Raw genomic sequence first — 14,922 nt, 5'->3', positions numbered from 1 at the left:
CGGAAGGATTGACGACCATGACCGACGCCAGACTGCTGGGCGACGACGAGGCCGCGTTCATCGCGGCGGCCCGCTCAAATGACGCAGCACAGTTCGCGCTCATCACGGAGCGCTACCGGCGTGAGCTGCAGGTGCACTGCTACCGGATGCTCGCGAACTACGAGGACGCCCAGGACATGACGCAGGAGACGTTCCTGCGGGTGTGGAACAAGCGGGAGTCGTTCAAGGGCCACGCTGCGCTGCGGACCTGGCTGTGCCGGATCGCGACGAACGCCTGCCTTGACTTCCTGGAGAAGCGCAACGACCGCACACCCGTGCCTGCCGAGCTGCCGGGCGCGGGCTCGGAAGTGCACTACCTGCAGCCCTACCCGGACCGGATGCTCCCGGAGGACCCGCAGGAATCGGTGGTGGCGCGGGAGACGATCGAGCTGGCGTTCATCGTCGCCGTCCAGCACCTGCCGCCGCGGCAGCGGGCGGTGTTCATCTTGCGCGACGTCCTCGGCTGGCCGGCGTCGAAGGCCGCCGACGCCCTCGAGCTGACCGTCGCATCGGTGACCAGCGCACTGCAGCGGGCGCGCGTGACGATGCGCGAGCAGCTGCCCGACCGCCGCCTCGACTGGCGGAGCCCTGCCACGCACGAGCTGTCGGATGACGAGCGCGGCGTGGTGAAGTCGTATATGGACGCCCATGAGCGCAACGACCTCGACGGGCTGACCGCCCTGCTGCGCGACGACCTGCGCTTCGTGATGCTGCCCGAGCCGGGCACCTTGACCATCACGGCCAAGGACGCGGTGGACGGCTGGGTCTCCGGTGGGCTCTTCCAGCGCGGCCACGACGACTGGCGCTGCATCGCCACGACGGTCAACCGCAAGCCTGCCGCCGTACTGTACCTCCGCACCCCCGACGACCCGGAATACCGTTTGTTCACCATCGCGGTCCTGCACATCGTGGACGGCAAGATCGCCGAACTCACCGGATTCGACGCCACCGACAAACCATGGCTGGGCCTGCCCGCGACACTGTGATCAGACAAGTCCCCATCGTCGACGAGTCCAGCGCACAAGCCGGCGTCACCGAAGTCACCGTGGAATGAGCACCCCGACCAGCTGAACACCAACGCGGCAACGCGAACACCACCGCCCCGCCGGCGTTGCCGGCGGGGCATCTTCATGCCCGACGAACATCGTCACGATCAACGACGCCGTCGTCCTCATCTCCAGCGAGTCGGTCAACACTCGGAACGCAAGGAAGGGCCGGGAAGAGGTTCCCTCATAGCCGAGGGTCGCGGTGAGCACGCCAGGAAGGATTTCGACCTGGCCTCACGAACCGAGCATTTGGCCCATGCTCAACGCCTCGTCTCGTACCTGGTCAGCACCACACCGCCGGGAAACGTCCGGGTCTCCACCAGGCTCAGGTTCACCCAGTTGTCCAGGGCTGTGAAGAACGGCGTGCCGCCGCCCACCAGGACCGGATGGGTGACGATCGCGTACTCGTCGATCAGCCCGGCCCGCATGGCCGCCCCGGCGAGCGTCGCGCCGCAGATGTCCATCGGGCCGCCGTCCCCGGCCCTGAGCCGGGCGATCTCGGCGACCGCGTCGCCGCTGACCAGGCGGGTGTTCCAGTCGACCTTGTCGATCGTCGATGAGAACACCACCTTCGGCATGTCCCGCCAGAGGCGCGCGAACTCGATCTCCGCCGGGGTAGCGTTGGGCTGCTGGTCGGCGGTCGGCCAGTGGGAGCTCATCGCCTCCCACAGCTTGCGCCCGTACAGCGACAGATCGCTCGCCCGCATCTGGTCGTACCACCACTGGAACAGCTCGGCGCTCGGCGATGAGTCCGGTCCCTCCCCGCCACTCCAGCCGATGTCGTCGCCGGTCGCGGCGATGTAGCCGTCCAGGGTCACGTTCATGCCGAAGATCAGTTTCCGCATCGTGCCAGCCTCTCGTGAGTCGATCTCACACGTACAGACGGGCGCGGGGCGGAAACCTAATCGGTGCGCGGATCTGCGTCCGCGGGTAGTCCTCGCGTTCCGCACTCAGCACGGAGTACTCGGCGGGCTCGAGCACCACCGACCGGATCTCGCTTTCACCCTCGCACACGCCTGGTCACACAGCTACAACGCCGGGCCCTCTCGCGCCCGGCGGGATCGCGTTCGGCCTGCCACCGGCCGTGCGCCTCGGCCGACACCCGGGCGTACTTGGGAGCACCGTGGCCACCTGCGAGCGGGTCAGCGCCTTGCTGTTGTCCGGCGGCACCGGCCGGGGCCGCAGCCGCACCGACGGATCCCCGGCCAGCCACTCCTGCTGGCGCCAGTAGCCGCACGCCGAGCCCAGTGCGGTCAGCCGGGTGCTGAACGTCTTCGCCGAGCAGCCGCCCCATGCGAGGGTGAACCAGCCGGCCACCCGGTCCGGTCCAGCTGCGCCACGTTGGTGTCCGCGCCGAAGTCGCGCACCATTCGGTCCAGCGGGACCGCGTAGCCGCGGTGGGTGTTCGCCACCGCGATCGTGTCCGGGAACGTGGCCACCGCGTCCGCCAGCCGCACGCTCGCCGCCGGCACCGGAAGCGTCCGCACCGTGGCCATCCGACCCGCCTTCCGCGCTACCGCAGATAGCTTCCGGAGTCCCCCCGGCCAAACGAGATCATCGTGCCAAGTCGCCCCTCACGCCGGGCCTGCCCGGGCCGTCGGACGCCCGGCCTCCGGCACGGACCTGCTCGTGTGGATCTCCCAAGTCGGCTCCAACCTGATCGCAAGTCGCCGCCACTAGAACAGGCCGTCGGTATGTCACCCGTCGGTTCTGGGGGTCCGGTTGTCGAGGCGGCGATTGATCAGCGCGCTGTGCGTTCTGGGGATGATGGCGGGTCTGGTCACCGGCCTGCCGCGGGCCGCGTCGGCGGCCGCGCAACGGGATGAGGAGACCGCCGCGCTCGTGTCCGCGGTCGAGCGCTTCGCCGCCGTGGGCAGGGACATGGCGGCGCTCGGCCCGATGGGGGAGCAGTTACCCCTCGTCGGCCTGGTCCCCGGAGGGGAGGACGGCCTGGGCCTGGGCGACCTGTTCGACATCGCCGTGTACGACCAGCTCAAGAACCTCACCAGCCTGTCCGACCTGGAGGACGAGTATCCGCTCTCCGGTCCGCGTACCGGCCGGTTGCTGGCGAAGGCGAGCACGCAGGGCGACGTCAGGCGCCTCGACCTGACCCTGGAGGTGACCAGGACGGTCGCCAACAGGCCGGCCTCCGTCAGCAGCGCACAGCCCAGGGTCTCACTGGCCACCTCGGGTGGAGTGGACGTCACGCTGAAGCTCGGCGCGAAGCTGCCCTTCGCCTACGACCCCGCCTCCAAGACCGCCTGGCTGGGCAAGGACGCCGTGGTGACGGTGCAGGCCGACGGGCGGCTGGCTGCGGGGGCCAAGCCCTCGGCCGCCTTCGGTATCCTCGGCGTCGACCTGTCCGCGGGCTCGTCGCTCTCCTTCACCTCCACGTTCACCGCCACCGCCTCCGACCCGGACGGCGACGGCAGGCTCGACCTGCGGGAGCTGGGTGCGGACGGCGCCGCGGCCGGGTTGTTCACCTTCTCCAGGAAGGGCTCGGCGACCGCCAGGCTCGCGGTCACGGCGCAGCCGTTCGCCGGCGCGCAGGTCGAGGGCGCCACCGCGACCGTCGACGTGAACTGGCCCGACCTCGCCACGGGCGGGCCGCAGGTGAGCGTGAGCCAGCCCGACCTGGACCGGCTGAACCGCTTCCAGACGCTCACGCCGAAGGACCTGCTCGACGGGCTGACGCATCTGTCCGGCGCGATCACCGCCGTCCAGCGGAGCCGGTGGGGCGGCCAGGGCGACCTGGACCTGCCGTTCATGCGGGGTTCCCTGGCCGACGCGGTGCGCATCTCCGAGGCGATCGACAAATTCGTCGCCGACAGCGTCGACCGGAACACCGGCCAGCCCACCTTCACCTCGATCCAGGACATGTTCGCCGCGCTCGGCAGGGCGCGCGGCCTGCCCGGCGGCGCGATCATCAAGGTCGCCGACGCGGGCTACGACGACGCCACCAAGAAGATCGCCTTCACGCTCGTGATCGACCGCCCCGTCAACCCCGCGCCCGAGCCGCTCAACCCGGCCGGACAGGCGAGCAGCGGCGCGGGCACCGGCGTCACCTACACGGCCACGACCCTCAAGCACGCCGGCCAGAAGTGGACGCCCGGAGAGTTCGCCGGCCGCACGATCACCGCGGGCACCTCGACCGGCATGGTGGCCGACAACACCGCCGACACCGTCACACTGACCGGCGACGGCTGGCGCGGAGGCGTGCCGGCGGCCGGGGCGGCCTACCGCATCGCCGCCGCCGACCCGATGATCGGCCAGGTCACCCTCGGCGACACCTTCAAGGCCCGCGCGGGCCTCGCCCAGGCCAACGCGACCACCTCGGTCGCCGGGGTGATGCGTGGTTACCACGCCGCCGCCACGGTCGTGCTCGACCTCGGCGACCCGGCCACCGGCCAGGAGTGCGCCACCCGGCCGGATGGCCAGCACAAGGCGTGCCCCTACAAGCACGTCAACCCCGACGGCAGCGCGACCGTGGTCACCGAGCTGCCCCGGCCCGCCGACCGGATCATGCTGCGTACCGGCCGTGACCTGTTCGGCGCGCGCGTGTCCGTCCTCACCTCGGTCAACGTGGACGCCGTCGTCGGCTACCTCGGCGTACGGCTCACCGGCGACCTGTCCATGAGCGGCAAGTCCGGCGGCGACGTGGTGAAGGTCGCGCTCAAGGACGTCGGGGACGTGCCGCTGACGCGGCTGTTCGAACGTCTGGCGAGCGACCCCTCGGACGTCCTCACCTCCCAGGTGGACGCCGCGGCCCGGGCCAGGCTGACCCTCGGCGTTCCCGGGCTGGCCGACTTCTTCGGCGGCAAGGTCACCGGCGACGTGGAGATGCCGGACGTCCGCACACCGGACAGCCTGGTCTTCCGCGGCTTCGACCAGATCGGAAAGGTCAAGGACTTCGCCTTCGACCCCGACAACCCGCAGGCGCTGTTCGGCGCGCTGGTCAAGTCGCTGGGCGCGCTGGCCACCTACCTCGACCACGTCCAGCCCAGCGGCCCCGTCGGAAAGGCGATGACGGCGAAGCTGCCGCTCCTCGGCCGTTCGCTGTCGGACCTCGTCGCCGCCGACGAGATGGGCTCGGGCCCCGGCGTCGTGTACGGCGACGGTGCCTGCGGGAGCGAGAACGGCTTCGTCACCGACCCCTCTCGGACGTTCACTCAGGCGCACATCGGGCGCGGCGTCGTGATCGGCACACGCGTGATGACCGTCGAGGCCGTCTGCGGCGAGCACACCCTGGCGTTCACCGCGAAGTTCGGCCAGTCCCGTCCCGAGCCGGGCACCGCGTACGCGCTGCGTTCGCCGCTCAGGGACGCGATCGACCGGCTGACCGCGGCCCCGCCGGACACCGTGCAGGCACTGGTGGCCGAGCTGAACAAGGCGCTGGGCGGCCAGGTCCGCATCGGCTACGAGGACGGCGCGCTGCACCTGTCGCTCGCGTACGACAAGAAGGCGGCGCTGAAGGAGCCGCTGCGTTTCTCCTTCGGGGACAGCAGCCTGGTCGCAGCCTCCGGTTCTGGCACGCTCGACGCCTCTGTCGGCGGGCAGATCCGGCTGGGGATGCGGGTGGCGCTCAAGCGCGACTTCGATCTCGCCCGCGACCTGCTCATCGACACCGACTCCGGCCTCGACCTGGAGGCGAGCGCGCGGCTCGACGGCACGATCAAGGCGAACGTCGGCCCGCTGCCCGTCTCGGTCGGCAAGGCGGACGACGACCCGATGCAGGCGAGGCTCGCGTACGGCGTGAACCTCCGTTACGACGGCGAGTCGCAGGAGGCCGTGCCACCGGCCGACTTCTTCGCCGGGCTCGACCTGTCGCTCAACGAGACGACGGAGCCGGTCACCTGCGATCGCGACCCCCGGCGTGACGAGACCGACCTCGCGCTGTGCGCGGTGCTGCCCGCATACGTCAACGGCAGCCCGATCACCGCGGACGGCAGGCACGCGCTCGTCCTGCGCCTGCCCAGGGCCGCTCCGCTCGCGGACATGTTCGACCTGACGAAGAAGCTGCCCGGCGACATCGACCGGCTCGAGGTGCCCGACTTCGACTTCTCCACCCTGCCCGCGGGGCTGGAGCTCGACTGGACCAACCTGGGCGACGGCATCGACCGCTACCTCACCGCACTGGAGACCGGCATGCGCACGGCCTCCTACGGCGGCAGGCTGCCCCTGGTCGGCGACGACCTGCAGCAGGGCGCGGACTTCGTCGGCGCCAAGCGCCAGGAGATCAAGGCGGCGATCGCCAAGCTGCCGAACGGCGGCCGGGTGCCCACCGGCAAGGACCTGCGCGAGTGGTACAACGCCGAGCTGGCCCCCAAGGTCGGCCCCGGCGTGCAACCGGTGATCACCTGTGTGCAGGCGCCGGAGCCCGCGGACCCCACCGCCTGCGACGCCGCCAAGGGCACCGAGCTGACCGGCGTGAAGTTCACGATGAGCATCGGCAAGGGCGTGGTGGACCCGCAGCAGGGCTGCGTGGAGGGCTGCGCGGCCCTGGAACGACAACTGGACATCGGTGTCCCCGGCCTGGCGCTGCGTCAGGGCCCGGGCAAGGGCGTGCGGGCCGAGATCGGCTGGCACGCGCAGGTGACCGTGGGCCTCGACCGCGTCAACGGCTTCTACATCGACGCCGCGCCCGACAAGCGGCCGCAGGCCAGCGTGGGTGTCAACGTGTCATTGCCCGAGGAGATCAACGCCAAGCTGTCCATCCTCGACGTCACGGTGAAGAACCGCTCGCCGCAGTCTCCCGACCTGTTCGCCGGCACGTTCACCGTCGGGCTCAAGCCGGTCGGCAAGATCGGCCTGGCGCAGCTCGCCGACGCCTCCGACCTGGTGGAGACGTCGCTGCACGCCAACGCGGCCGTCGACTGGCGCTTCACCGTGACGCCCGGATCGCCGATGCTGCCGGGCCTGTTCGGCGACTTCCACCTGGCGTGGGACCTCACCAAGGGCGGCTCTCCCGACCCGGCCAACCTGTCCATCGCCTTCACCGACGTGAACCTGGAGGCCGGAGACTTCTTCCGTACGGTCTTGGGGCCCGTGGTGACCCAGGTCAAGCGGGTCACCGATCCCGTGCGGCCGGTCGTCGACCAGCTGTACGCGCCGATCCCGGTGCTTTCGGACCTCAGCCGGGCCGCGGGCGGCGGCGACGTGAACCTGATGACGATCGCCAAGAAGTTCAACACCCTGGGCGGCAATAGCACGACCCAGTTCATCGAGCGGATGATCGAGATCACCAAGCTGGTCACCTCGCTGCCCGACTGCCGGGGTGAGCTGCACATCCCGATCGGAAGCTTCACCGTGGCCGGCGACAAGGCGCTCACCACGGAGAACTCGCCGGACGTGGCGGACTCCCTGATCGCGGACGTGTCGCCCACGACGGACGACCTGTTCGCGGCGCTCGACAAGGGCGCCAGGACGTGCGACAAGGGCAAGGCCGCGAAGGCCGGGGCCGAGGCCGAGCAGGGGCCCATGCAGCACTCCGCGAAGGCCGGCTTCAGCTTCCCCCTGCTGGACAACGCCGGGCGGTCGATCTTCAGCCTGCTGATGGGCAAGGACGTCGAGCTGGTCGCGTACGACTCCGGCCCGCTGCGCCTGGGCTTCACCTACAGCCAGTCGTTCGGCCCGGTCTACGCGCCGCCGCCCATCATGGTGGTCATCTCCGGCACCGCCGGGGTCGAGGCGCGGATCAGGGCGGGCTTCGACACCTACGGCATCCGCAAGGCCGTCGAACAGGGCAAGGCAGACCTCCAGATCCTCGACAGCCTGTATCTCAAGACCACCGACGAGCGTGGCCGCCCCCTGCCGGCGATCAAGCTGTATGGAACGCTGGAAGCGGGAGCCGGGGTCGACCTGCTGCTCGTCAAGGCAGGCGTGAGCGGAGGGATCTCCCTGGGCATCGCGATGCTCTGGGCCGACCCCACCAACGACGGCAAGTTCAGGTTCTTCGAGTTCGCGGGAGTCCTGCTGCGCAACCCGTTGTGCCTGTTCACCATGGACGGCAAGCTCAAGGTCTATCTCAAGGCCTGGGTGGAGATCGGCATCTCGATCTTCAAGAAGCGGTTCGACTGGACGATCGTCGAGGCCACGCTGCTCGACTTCTCGGCCAAACCCAAGTGCGACGAGGCCCCGCCCAAGCTCGCCACGGTCAGCGGCGACGCCCTGGTGCTGCACATCGGCCCGATGCGCGCGGCCAGAGGAGGCAGCACCGCCAAGCCGAGCGACGACGCCGAGCAGTGGACGGTCAGCCAGCTCCCCGGCGACGAAGGGTTCGTGGTCAACGCCCTCGGCGTCCGCGAGGAGCACCACACGGCGGGCCTCGACCGGGTGCTGGCCGACGGCCGCGGCGCCAAGGGCGGCCTCAAGCTCGTCTTCCAGGGGTACGCCGACGCCTCAGGCGCGCCGTTCCCGTTCGACCGGAAGATCGTCGCCTTCGGCGGCGACGGCGACGACATGATCCTCGCCGGCACCGGCAGGAACGTGATCGACGGCGGCAAGGGCAACGACCAGATCACCAGCGCCGACTCCTACGACGAGCAGGGCGGGTCGGCCCCGATCGTGGCCGGGGGCCCCGGCGACGACTACCTGACGATCGGCGGCGCGGGCGGCTGGGTGGCCGGTGACGGCCGCCTCACCCCCGCGACCCGGAAGGTCGGCACGGCCGAGGTGGCCGACTGGAAGGCCGAGGGCCTGCCCGGCGCGCCGGACGACGGCCCTGGCGACGGCGACGACCGCATCGCCGCCGGACTCGGCGCGAACCGGCTGTGGGGCAACGGCGGGAACGACACCATCGGCGTCGCCTCCGACAACCCGCTCGCCGCTACCGACCCCTCGCCCCGCTACCGCGCCCAGCCGAGCCTGCTGGTCGGCGGGCCCGGCGGCGACATCCTCACCGGAGGCTCCGCCGCCGACGAGATCTACACCGGGCCGCAGGAGGAGTTCGGGCCCGACGCGACCGGACCGGCCGACTCCGGGCCGAACTACGTCGACACCGGCGCGGGCGCCGACAAGGTGTACGGCAGCCAGGCCGTCGACCTGGTCGCCGGGCACTCCCGCCCCGGCGAGACCGTACGGATCCTCGGCGGCGGCGGCGAGGACGTCCTCGCGGGCGGCCACGGCAAGGACGAGATCTTCGGCGGCCCCGGCGACGACTGGGTGATCGCCGAGCCGTCCGACGTGAGCGAGGCGCAGGGCCGCGACGAGTTCGGCCCGGCCAGGCGGGTGCGGCACCTGCCGCTGCCCGCGGGCGTCGAGCCCTCGGCCAAGCTGCTGGTCGGCGGCGACGGCGACGACCACATCGTGGGCGGCGACGGCGGCGCCACCGTCTTCGGCGACAGGCTGCGTGACGAGCCGTGCACCGAAACCGGCACAGGGACCGACGCGGACGGCCGCGACCTCGTCCTCGGCGGCTCGGGCAAGGAGATCGTCTCCGCCGGTGGGGGAGCCGACCGGGTCGAGGCAGGCGGCGGTCAGGACCGCGTCTGCGGTGAGAAGGGCGACGACGTCCTGTACGGCGGAGCGGGCGACGACGACGTCAGCGGCGGCAGCGGCGATGACACCGCCTACGGCGACGACGGAGCCGACGAGGTCAGCGGCGGCAGCGGCGATGACACCGCCTACGGCGACGACGGAGCCGACGAGGTCACCGGCGGCAGCGGCGACGACACCCTGTACGGCGGAGCCCAGGACGACGTGGTCGCGGGCGAGGCCGGCGAGGACACCGCGTTCGGCGGCCTCGGCGACGACCTGCTCGTCGGCGGCAGCCGTACGGCGGGCAAGGCCGACGCGGGCGACACGCTGTACGGCGACGCCGGAGCCGACCGCCTCGTGGGCGACAACGGCGACGCCACCGGCTCCTTCGACCTGGACGGGACGCCGGAGGAGGCCGGCGGGCCCGACGTGATCCACGGCGGGGCCGACAACGACACCGCCTTCGGCGGGATCGGAGCCGACGAGGTGCACGGCGACGCCGGTGACGACCATCTGGAGGGCGGCAACGGCGCCGACCGGGTCTTCGGCGAGGCAGGGGAGGACGAGCTCGTCGGCGGTGGCTCCGGGCCGCACCCCGACGCGGGCGACACCTTGCTCGGCGGCGACGGACCGGACGTGATCGCCGGTGACAACGCCGTCCTGAGCACGTCCGGCACGGCCACCCCCGTCGCCGTACGGCCCGGCCAGCTCCACACCCATCGGGTGGAGCCGCTGGCGGGCGGATCCGGCGCGGACGTCGCCGACGGCGGCGCGGGCAATGACGCGATCTTCGGCCAGGGCGGCGCCGACCGGCTCCGCGGCCAGGCGGGGGACGACTACGCCGAGGGCGGCCCCGGCGTCGACTGGGTCGAGGGCGACCAGGGCGACGACGACATCGTGGGCGGCTCACACGTCGCGGCCGACGACGCCGCCGACGCGCTGTTCGGCGGCCCCGGCGACGACGTCGTCGCGGGCGACAACGCCGTGGTGACACTGGCGGGCACCCCGGCCCGGGCGACGGTCCGCCTGGGCTCGGCCGGCACGCCGATGACCCCGCGGGCGGTCACGCTCCTGGGCGAGGGCGCGGGGGACGACCGCGTCTCCGGCGGCTCGGGCGTCGACGTGCTGTGGGGACAGGACGGCGACGACCACATCTCCGGCGGCGGTCAGGGCGACTACGCCGAGGGCGGCGGCGGCGCCGACCAGATCCGCGGCGACCTCCCGCTGTCGGCCACCTCCACTCAGACCACCAGCGAGCCGCTCGCCGACCCCGGGTGGAAGGGGAACGCGAGCGAACCCGCGGAGCTGGAGGGCACCGACGCCACTCCCGGCCAGGACGACCTGATCGGCGGCTCGGCCAAGCCGGGCGCACCCGACAAGGGCGACGCGATCGAGGGCGGCGGCGCCGCCGACGTGCTGCTCGGCGACAACGGCTCGCTCGTCCGCACGCTGACCGGGAACACCGAGCGCGTCTACACCGAGCGCTACCCGGCGGGCCAGGCGCCCGCGGACGCCACGCGCAGCCGTACGCACGACCCGGCCCTGCCGGGCGACTCCACCCGGTTCTGCACGCAGGCCCAGCCGACGTGCGAGCCGGAAGGGGCCTTCGGCGCCGACCGCCTGTACGGGGACGAGGGCGACGACGGGCTGTGGGGCCAGGACGGCGACGACCGGCTGTACGGCGGCGCGGGCGACGACGACATGTTCGGCGAGCTCGGCGACGACGAGATGGACGGCGGCGCGGGCGAGGACGCCATGCTGGGCGACCGCGGCGGTGTGGTGAACGAGCGCATCGACGCGGGCGACGCCCAGCGGCTCGGCTTCACCGTCAGCCTCAACGCCCCGCCGAAGGAGACCTACCGCGGCTTCCCGGCCGGCTCCTATGACCGCCGTACCGACCTGCTGCACGACGCGGACGGCGACACCTGGGTGGCCGCGGCCCTGCCGCACGACGGCTTCGCCAAGGGCGGCGACGACCGCATGCGCGGCGGGCCGGGCCGCGACAGCATGCACGGCGGCGCGGGCGACGACCTGATCAACGGCGACAGCGGTGGCGACGAGGTCTTCGGCGACGACGGCGCGGACGTCATCTGGGGTGGCAAGGGCTGCGACCCCGTCCTGGACGCGGCGACCGCCGACTGCCTCAGCGGCGGCGCGTTCGACCCGGCCGCCCGGGGCACCGGCGACCGCTTCGTCGACCACGTCTTCGGCGGCGCCGGAGCGGACCTGCTCGACTACAACCCGCGCGGCTCCTACCCCAGCGACTGCGCCCCCGGCCGCATGCCGGAGGGCACGCTGACCACCGTCGTCGACCCGTGCCTGTGGTTCCGGATGACGGACAAGGACAACGCGTCCGCCGCCGACGACCAGCACCACCAGGGCGTCGACTGGCAGTACGGCGGCGCGGACCGCGACGTGCTGCAGGGTGACCGCACCGCCAACGGGCCCAACCCGGGCGACAAGATGATCGACTGGAACGGCTCGTTCAACCTGTACACCCACTGCGGTCCGGCCAACGGCGGGCACAACATCGTCCGGCAGCACTCGCCCGCGATGCTCGACTTCCTGGCCAAGGTGGCCTGGGGCGCCGGCGCGGGACGCGCCCAGGGCGACCCCTCGGCCCAGCGGGAGCTGGCGATCCCGGCCAACGACAGCGGCTCGCCGTACCCCACCTCACCCGGACACTTCGACTCGCCCGTGGCCTGCGCGGGCTGATCAGGAGAAATGGATGTTACGCCGACTGATGGCGGCCGCCCTGGCCGTCACCGGACTGGCCGCGGCGGGCCTCGCCGCGGCCCCGGCCCACGCGGCCCCCGCGAAGCCGCCCTCCGATCACACGAGGTGCGATCCGGGGCACTGCTTCACCGTCGACGTGAAACTCGACCGCGCCCCGGCCGTGGGACAGACCGCGACGCTCACGGTGGACGTCACCGCGAAGGAGGACGTGCCGGACGCGACGACGATCGTCGAGTTGCCGGAGACGCTGCGCTGGGTGCGCCCGCCCGCCGGGCTCTCCCGCGCCGCGGCGACGATCGGCCGCAGCCCCGTGGACCGCGCGAGCCGTACGGACCGGGTCCGGGGCGGCAGGCCGGTCCGGTACGAGGGCGTGGTCACCGCGGTCGCCCCCGGCCCCGCCTCGATCCGCGTCTACGCGCGGGACGGGCGGCCCGGCCCGAGCAGCGAAGGGCTCGCCTATCTCACCATCGGGGAGAAGTCGTCGGTCTTCGGCAGGCCGCGCGACGGCCGGCCGCGGCCCGAGGGGCCGCAGGCGTCCGTGACCGCCCTCGCCGGTGACACCTGCGTGCACGGACGCGTCACGCACGTGAAGGCGGACGACGGCGCTGTCAGAGGCGTGCCCAAAGTCACCGTGGAGGCGTGGGACAAGGACCCGGAAAGGAGCAACCTGCTCGGGCAGGTCCTGACCGACGACGCGGGGGACTACAAGGTGTGCTTTCCCGGGACGGATGAAGACGGCGGCGAGCAGGACGTCTATCTCCAGGTGCACACGGTCAGCCCGCTCTGGAAGGTGGTGGAGCCGGGCGTCAGCGACAACCTGTTCTACTTCGACTACAGCGCCGTGGTGAACGACGTGCCCAGGGGCACCGACAAGACGACCCTCGACTACGCGGCCAAGCCCGGCGACGAGATGGAGGGCGCTCTACGGATCCTCACCGCCGCCTACGACACGTGGAAGGCCTACACCCGGTGGCTGAACCAGCCGGGTGACGACTGTTGGAAACCAGGCGAGGCCGCCTGCCGGCAGGTGGTCGTGAAATGGGCCCCCGACCAGGTCCTCGCTCGCTCGTACTACTGCCCGGCCGTCGTCCCCAACGAGTGCACCAGCCGGTTCCAGATCCACCTGAGCGCATCGGCCCACCTGCAGAAGATGACGGTCGCCCACGAGCTGGGGCACTTCATCATGGACTACACCCATGACCGCCTGCCGCCTTACGACGCCTCCTGTGAAGACCACTACATCAAGACCTCGGAGAGCCCGGCCTGCGCCTGGACCGAGGGGTGGGCCGACTGGGTCGCCGTCCAGACCTACGACGACACGCACTTCCGGTGGGGGCCGACCGACACCCCGGTCGACATCGAGAGCCCGACCTGGTTCAGCGCGGGCTGGTTCAACGGTGCGGAGGTCGAGGGTCGCGTGGCCGGCGCCCTCCTCGACCTGGCCGACTCCGGCCCGCGTGACGAGAAGTACTGGGACGCCGGCGGTCTGGGCCCCGCCGCGGTCGTGGCCGCCTTCAGGAAGGCGCCCGCGAACGACATCGACCAGTTCCTGGGCGGGCTGAGCGCGCAGGACAAGGTTCTCGCCGAGCAGGTGCTGTTCCAGAACACCATCCGCAACACGCGCTACGAGGACCTCTTCGATCGGAAGATCGCGCACTGGCCCTCCAACGACCATCTTCTGCCGGTCTTCCCGACGACGGCCGGCAAGTGGTCGGTGGTGGCGACGGTCGCCTCTCCGCCGAACGGCGCGAACGTCGACCTCTACGCGTACCCCGTCGATCACGGGAAGGTGCCGCTCGCCAGCTCGGACGGGACCGCCTCCAACGCGGACTTCATCGCCGTGCAGCCGGCCTCCGACGACGACGTCTACGTCGCGAGCGCCGCGTCGGACGTCGACTACCAGGAGTACGCGCTGGAGGTGGCCGAGGCGCCCGACGGCGACCTCCAGAAGGGAACCCCGCAGGAGATCACCATGGGTGCCGACCGGCTGGTCGAGATCCGTACGGCCCGGATCGAGCAGGGCGAGCCCGCGACGTTCATCGCCACGCCCCGCGACGGGCAGGACGTCGACCTGTTCGTGATGACGCCGAATCCCAGCGTGTGGGGCCTGTCTCGCGCCAAGGCCAGCCGTTCCGCCGGCGGAGGGCCGGGCAAGGCCGAACGCGTCTCCATCTCGGACCCCAAGGTGTCCGGTGTCTACGCGATCGTCGTGATCAGGAAGAGCGGCGCGGGAAACGTCCTCCTCACCCGCACCACCTGATCGATCCCACGCCCGAGCGGCGGCTTTCCCGACCGACCAGGGAAGGCCGCCGCTTCGCCATGTCGGCACACGGCCGGTCATCGCACGGCCGCCGAGCACCGCCCAGCGGCCGGACCGCAGCCTGGCCGGAGCGACCCTCCCCAAACCTCTCCGACCTCCAGTGTCGCCTGGCGGTGGACGTAACGCGGGGCGCCCTGGGCGGTCGGATTTTGGGTGCGGTTGAGGCTTCTCCCGCGCAGGGGAACGTGATACGGATCACAGAGGAAGCCGGAATTTACTGCCGGTTGAGGAGGTTTTGTCGCGCTATGAGGTTCTTCCCGGTGACCGTGTGGCTCGTCGAGCGACTGCACGTCGACCTGTGCCGTC

The 14,922-nt window shown here is 71.6% G+C and carries 5 protein-coding genes; 3 read left to right on the top strand and 2 right to left on the bottom strand.

Annotation, left to right across the window (positions count from 1 at the left end):
- Positions 1 to 17: 17 nt before the first annotated feature.
- Positions 18 to 1,025: an RNA polymerase subunit sigma-70 gene (locus ABZ857_RS10490; protein WP_357040663.1), complete on the top strand. Its 1,008-nt coding sequence runs from the start codon at positions 18 to 20 to the stop codon at positions 1,023 to 1,025.
- A gap of 320 nt (positions 1,026 to 1,345) precedes the next feature.
- On the opposite strand, the gene ABZ857_RS10485 is transcribed toward ABZ857_RS10490, so the two are convergent.
- Both ABZ857_RS10485 and ABZ857_RS10480 read right to left on the bottom strand, forming a co-directional pair.
- Complete coding sequence (locus ABZ857_RS10485) at positions 1,346 to 1,930, bottom strand: dihydrofolate reductase family protein (protein WP_357040660.1); 585 nt, start codon at positions 1,928 to 1,930, stop codon at positions 1,346 to 1,348.
- A 175-nt stretch (positions 1,931 to 2,105) separates the two neighbouring features.
- Positions 2,106 to 2,402 carry a hypothetical protein gene (locus tag ABZ857_RS10480; protein WP_357040657.1) on the bottom strand — a complete coding sequence of 99 codons (297 nt, stop codon included), beginning with the start codon at positions 2,400 to 2,402 and terminating at the stop codon, positions 2,106 to 2,108.
- Positions 2,403 to 2,822: 420 nt separating this feature from the next.
- Between ABZ857_RS10480 and ABZ857_RS10475 the strand changes: the two genes are divergently transcribed.
- Together ABZ857_RS10475 and ABZ857_RS10470 are read left to right on the top strand one after the other, a co-directional pair.
- A complete protein-coding gene (locus ABZ857_RS10475; protein ID WP_357040655.1) occupies positions 2,823 to 12,275 on the top strand; it encodes a calcium-binding protein in 9,453 nt (3,150 codons plus the stop codon).
- Positions 12,276 to 12,288: 13 nt separating this feature from the next.
- On the top strand, positions 12,289 to 14,556 hold the full coding sequence (locus ABZ857_RS10470; RefSeq protein WP_357040652.1) for a hypothetical protein: 2,268 nt from the start codon (positions 12,289 to 12,291) through the stop codon (positions 14,554 to 14,556).
- The last annotated feature ends 366 nt before the right edge of the window (positions 14,557 to 14,922 follow it).

Origin of the sequence: Microbispora sp. NPDC046933 (assembly GCF_040644635.1) — a bacterium.
Lineage (GTDB): Bacteria > Actinomycetota > Actinomycetes > Streptosporangiales > Streptosporangiaceae > Microbispora.
Note: the sequence above shows the minus strand (reverse complement) of the source record. Positions and strands in the feature narration are given on the sequence as shown.

Excerpts from the sequence above, each read along its gene's own strand:
- ABZ857_RS10490 (WP_357040663.1), top strand. The coding sequence starts at position 18 with ATGACCGACGCCAGACTGCTGGGCGACGACGAGGCCGCGTTCATCGCG.
- ABZ857_RS10485 (WP_357040660.1), bottom strand. The coding sequence starts at position 1,930 with ATGCGGAAACTGATCTTCGGCATGAACGTGACCCTGGACGGCTACATC.
- ABZ857_RS10470 (WP_357040652.1), top strand. The coding sequence starts at position 12,289 with ATGTTACGCCGACTGATGGCGGCCGCCCTGGCCGTCACCGGACTGGCC.